Source organism: Roseateles sp. P5_B10 (assembly GCF_056400485.1).
The window spans coordinates 1-4,017 of sequence record NZ_JBFULE010000487.1 but is presented as its reverse complement, the minus strand read 5'-3'; the positions used below and the strand labels follow the sequence as shown (position 1 = coordinate 4,017).

Here is a 4,017-nt window from a genome sequence, read left to right as displayed (position 1 = left end):
GCCACCGAGCCGTTGCCGCATTGCAGCGACTCGGCCGAGCAGTAGCGGTCGCAGCCCCAGCAGATGCGCCCGGGGTTGGCCGGCCGGATCGGGAACTTCCTGCTCACGCGAACGCCTCTGCGGCCTCCGGCATGTGGGGGAAGCCGGCCGCGCCGCGCAGCCGATGCACCGGCCGGACCATGAACACCGTGCGATCACGCCCGCGTTCCAGCAGCAGCGAGCGCACGCGCGCCTGCCACAGCTCGCCGAGGTCTTTCTCGTCCTGAGGCGCCGCCTTGCCGGAGGCGAGAAGCGCCACCAGCACATCCAGTTCCGCCTGTCCCGGCAGGGAGGTCGTGTCCACGCCCACGTCCACGGCGGCCTGCGTGTCGAGCCGGGTGAAGCGCAGCGCCAGCACCAGGTCGGGCTTGCTGCGGATCAGGCCGGCCCGRCTGAAGCGCCCACCCAGGCCCTTGAAGCCGGACCCACCCGCCGCACCCGTGAGCATCTGCACCACCGTTGCGACGACACCGGTCCCCCCGGAGCGCGCATCGTCGCGGAACTCCACCTTGATGCCGCCGCGCTGCGGCAGGCCGTCCGGGTAGAGCTGCTCCAGCGCCAGCCAGGTCAGCCAGTAGGCCGACGCGACGGCCACGCAGGAATGGCCCGTCAGCCGCACGGCGTCGGCGAAGCCGTAGTCGAGGATGCCGTCCTCGGCGCAGCCCAGCACGCGGGCCAGCGGGTCTTGCATCCTGAGGCGGGGGACTTGGTCGAAGTAGGCGGGCAGTTTCATGTTGGTTCTCGTTGAGTTCAGCCGGGGCGGCCATCGACGCGGGGGCGGGACAGCACCGGCCAGTAGCGCACTGCGTACAGGCCAAAGCCCGCCGACCACAGCAGCGCCGAGGCCAGGGCCGCGTGGACGATCTGGGCAGGCGCAATCAAAGGCAGAAGCACGCGCACGGCGGCCGCGGCGGCAACCAGCAGATAGCAGGCGACCTCGAAGCGGTCAGCCCTCAAGGGCCGCCCGGTGTGGCCGCGCGCGGTGCGGGTCATCATGCCGATGACGAGGCCGCCGACGGCGCCCACGGTGAGCGCATGCGTGGCCAGCGACGGCATCAGCCAGCCGGCTTCGGCCAGCATGCGCAGCAGCAGGTGTACGGGCACCCACAGGTAGGCCAGGTGCAGCACCCACACGAGGGGTGCGCGCAGCGTGCGCCAGGGCCGCCACAGCGCCCAGCGCCAAGCATGGGCGGCACCCGCGGTGGCCGCGAGGGCGGCCAGCGGCCAGCCGTGCAGGCCCACCGCGTCGGCAGCGAGCAGGGCCAGCACGCCGCCGAGCGCCGCCTTCTCGGCCCAGGCGTTGCGGCTCGCGCCCGCGCCCGGCACGCCGTTGTTCGTGAACATCGGGATGACGCGCCCGCCCATGACGGCCAGGATGAAGAGCACCACGTCCAGCGCAACCTGGATGCCTAGCCAGCCGGGCACCGCGACGACGCCGAACTGCGCCAGGTGCACGCTGCCAGCGGCGAGCGCCAGCAGCGCGAGCAGGCCGATGAAGAAGTAGTTGCGCCGGCTGCCAGCCTTCACGAAAGGCACGGCCAGGCTGATGGCCGCGGCCAGCGGGAAGGCAACGTTGGCAGCGGCAGCGGCCAGCGCAAAAGGCGTCAACACCAGCACGCGCGCGGCGATCCAGAGCGCGGCCAGCGCGGCAAGCTTCCAGCCGGTAGGCGTGGGCAGGTTGGTCCAGTTGCGGCCGGCCGTGAACAGGAAGCCGACGATGACGGCCAGCGTGAAGCCGAACAGCATCTCGTGGGCATGCCAGATCGGGCCGGCCAGATAGGCGTGGCCCAGCAGACCCGAGAACTGCAGCGCCCACAGCGGCACGGACAGCGCGGCAAACACGCTGGCCAGCAGGTAAAAGGGCCGAAAGCCTAGCGCGAACAGCGCAAAGCCCGCGGGCGCGGCCGGCGGAGGCTCATCGATTCTCAGCAAGGGCATCATGTGTTGGTTTCCGTTGAGCTCGCCAGGCGATGGCTGCTCCGGCCAGCGTCAGCACGAAGGCAGCGATGGCCAGCGCGTTGCCGGTCGCGCCTGCGGCCGTCATTCGGGCGTCGAACAAGCCGCCAAAGAGACGCACGGCCAGCGACGCATGCAGCAGCGCCAGCGGCACATAGAAGGGCCAGCCGAACGCCAGCTTCACTCGGGCGACGGCGGGGAGGATGACCGGGGCATGGCCGAACACCATGCTGAAGACGAAGCCCAGCGCGAGGCCATGCATGGCGGCGTCGCGCCATGGCAGGCCGAGCGCCGTGCCCGCCCAGGCCAGGCCGGCAACGGCCAGCCAGAAGTAGCCGGTGAGCAGGCACAGGGCCATGTAGCGGCTCAGCCCCGCGGCGCGGACCGTGCGGCGTGCGATGTCGAACACCGCGAGCCAACTGGCGAGCGCTGCCAGAGACAAGCCATACAGCAGGCCGCCCACGTCCGCGACAAGGCCGGACAACACCGCGCCACAGGCCGCCACGGCCAGGATGGCAAGCAAGGCCGGGCCGGCGCCGGCATGGCGGCGCATCAGCCGCGTCATCTCTAGCCGCTCGGCGGCGATGGTGAACACGAGGAAGCAGAACCACAGCGGCACCACGGCGCCGGCCATCAGGCCGAGCGCGTGCAGCAGGCTGCCGGCCGCCCAGGCTACTGCGCCGGCGAGCAACAGCAGCGTGTGCGCGGCCCGCTGCCGCCTGACCACGGCCAGGTTCACGCCGACAAAGGCCAGCGACGCGCCCACCGCCAGCCATGCGCCCAGGCCTGGCGCGCCGGAGAGCATCACCAGGCCCGCAGCGCCCGAGACGAGCGGGCCGGCAAAGGCTGCCGGATGCTTCAAGGCCACGGCGCGCTCGATGCCGATGACGGTGCCCATGAAGGCGCAGATCATCAGGAAGGCATGGGCGGCGACGGCGGCGCTCGCCACGGGCACGGCGACACCGGCGCGCACCAAGCCGCCGGCAATGCCGGCCACCATGGCCACCACCGCGAGGCCCGCGAAGGCCAGTCGCGGCAGCAGACCCGGAGCGCGTCGCATCCCCTGCCCTACCAGCCCATGAAGGCTTTGGCCCGGTCGCTCATGCGATCGGTCGTCCAGGGCGGCTCCCACACCACCTCGACATGGATGCGCTGGTCGGCCGGCACGACCTTGTCGAGCTCGGTGCAGGCGTCGTCGACGATGACGTCCACCACCGGGCAGGCGGCCGAGGTCATGGTCAGCAGCACCTTGACGCGCTCGGCCTCGACGGTCACGCCGTAGACCAGGCCGACATCGACGATGGACATCGCCACTTCGGGGTCCACCACGCGGCGCAGCGCCGCCAGGATGGGTTGCCGAAGTTCCTCCGGCCCTTCGTAGGGATAGGCCATGCCCGTCATGGCGCCGCCCTCGCCGGCGCCATGAAGTGCAGCAGCTGTACCAGCTGCTGACGGTTGGCCGTGATGTCGGCCAGCGTGTAGCGGTCCAGCACGGCGTGAAAGGCCTGCACCGCCTCGCCCAGCACGCCCTTGAGCCGGCAGTGGCTGACGATGGCGCAATGGCTGGCCTCGGCCGAGAAGCACTCGGCCGGCAGGGCCTGGCCCTCGGTGTCACGCACCACCTCGCCGATGCGGATCTGCGCCGCCGGCCGGGCCAGCGTGAGGCCGCCGCCCTTGCCGCGCACGGTGCTCACCCAGCCGCGCTTGGCCAGGTGGTGCACGACCTTGGTGAGGTGGTTGGCCTTCACGTCGAAGGCCGCGCAGATCTCGCCCACCGTGGCCCGCCGGTCGGGCTCGGCGGCCAGGAACATCAGCACGCGCAGGCTGTAGTCGGTGAAGGCGGTGAGTCTCATCTTTCAATCCTTTCAGCGCCCACGGGCCGGGGCGGCGCCTGCAGGCAGGCGGTCCGCCGCGGGGCGGCGCAGCAGGTACAGCGCATACACGGCCAGGAAGACGCTGCCCGCGGCGAACACGATGTCACCCGGCACACGCAGCCACACCAGCGTCTCCATCACCTTGGAG

The 4,017-nt window shown here is 71.4% G+C and carries 6 protein-coding genes; all 6 read right to left on the bottom strand.

The window, feature by feature from the left end; all coding sequences use genetic code 11:
- Nucleotides 1-107: DUF3079 domain-containing protein (locus AC1DU6_RS22450; protein WP_477859715.1), on the bottom strand; the 107-nt coding region annotated here is incomplete at its 3' end.
- Complete coding sequence (locus tag AC1DU6_RS22445; RefSeq protein WP_477859713.1) at nt 104-772, bottom strand: hypothetical protein; 669 nt, start codon at nt 770-772, stop codon at nt 104-106. The genes AC1DU6_RS22445 and AC1DU6_RS22450, both read right to left, overlap by 4 nt.
- A 17-nt stretch (nt 773-789) precedes the next feature.
- On the bottom strand, nt 790-1,980 hold the full coding sequence (locus AC1DU6_RS22440; RefSeq protein ID WP_477859712.1) for an NnrS family protein: 1,191 nt from the start codon (nt 1,978-1,980) through the stop codon (nt 790-792).
- Nucleotides 1,955-3,055 carry a hypothetical protein gene (locus tag AC1DU6_RS22435; protein WP_477859711.1) on the bottom strand — a complete coding sequence of 367 codons (1,101 nt, stop codon included), beginning with the start codon at nt 3,053-3,055 and terminating at the stop codon, nt 1,955-1,957. The genes AC1DU6_RS22440 and AC1DU6_RS22435 overlap by 26 nt, the downstream gene beginning before the upstream one ends.
- An 8-nt stretch (nt 3,056-3,063) precedes the next feature.
- Complete coding sequence (locus AC1DU6_RS22430; RefSeq protein ID WP_477859709.1) at nt 3,064-3,396, bottom strand: metal-sulfur cluster assembly factor; 333 nt, start codon at nt 3,394-3,396, stop codon at nt 3,064-3,066.
- The gene (locus AC1DU6_RS22425) at nt 3,393-3,848 is read right to left on the bottom strand and encodes an Rrf2 family transcriptional regulator (RefSeq protein ID WP_477859707.1); all 456 of its coding nucleotides are present in this window, start codon (nt 3,846-3,848) and stop codon (nt 3,393-3,395) included. The genes AC1DU6_RS22430 and AC1DU6_RS22425 overlap by 4 nt, the downstream gene beginning before the upstream one ends.
- Between the last annotated feature and the right edge of the window lie 169 nt (nt 3,849-4,017).

Bases quoted from the DNA above. Each gene is read 5' to 3' on its own strand.
- AC1DU6_RS22425 (WP_477859707.1), bottom strand. From the start codon at position 3,848: ATGAGACTCACCGCCTTCACCGACTACAGCCTGCGCGTGCTGATGTTC.
- AC1DU6_RS22435 (WP_477859711.1), bottom strand. From the start codon at position 3,055: ATGCGACGCGCTCCGGGTCTGCTGCCGCGACTGGCCTTCGCGGGCCTC.
- AC1DU6_RS22430 (WP_477859709.1), bottom strand. From the start codon at position 3,396: ATGACGGGCATGGCCTATCCCTACGAAGGGCCGGAGGAACTTCGGCAA.
- AC1DU6_RS22440 (WP_477859712.1), bottom strand. From the start codon at position 1,980: ATGATGCCCTTGCTGAGAATCGATGAGCCTCCGCCGGCCGCGCCCGCG.